1 pseudogene is annotated in these 510 nt (G+C 82.7%); it reads right to left on the bottom strand.

Features of this window, described 5'->3' with window-relative positions:
- Nucleotides 1-510 (bottom strand): annotated as a pseudogene (locus tag ACYVJ4_RS18605) (hypothetical protein); the annotation flags it as partial.

The raw sequence follows: 510 nt of genomic DNA, 5'->3' as shown, positions 1-510 counted from the left end.
GGTCGGCGGCGCGCACGGCGCGCAGCAGCGTGGCGGGGTCGGGCGAGCGGACGTCGAGCACGACCTCGGCGCCGGTCTCGGCCAGCGCCCGGGCGGAGCGCTCGCGGGAGGCGACGGTCCAGGCCTGCACGCCCACGAGCAGCAGGCACAGCGCCGCGGCGAGCACCCCGGTGGTGCGGGCGGTGCCGGCTCGGCGGGCGACGCCGGCCCAGCCGACCAGGGCGCCGGGACGGCCGCGGTCGAGCGCACGGGCCACCCGGCGCCGCGAGACAAACCGCAGCAGCCGCGCCGCGAGCAGGGCGCCGCCGAGCGCGATCATGCCGGGGCCGGCCGAGGCGACGGGTCCGGGCGCGGAGCCGGGCGCCACCGCGAGCTGGACGACGCCGGCGGCCACCAGCGCGAGCACGACGCCCTCGACAGCTCCGGCCCGGCGTCCGCTGCCCGACCCGGGCACGCGGCGCAGCAGGTCGGCCACGTGCCCGCGCGCGACGCCGCGCGCGGCGACCGCGG

The organism is Angustibacter peucedani (genome assembly GCF_054779595.1).
Note: the sequence above shows the minus strand (reverse complement) of the source record. Positions and strands in the feature narration are given on the sequence as shown.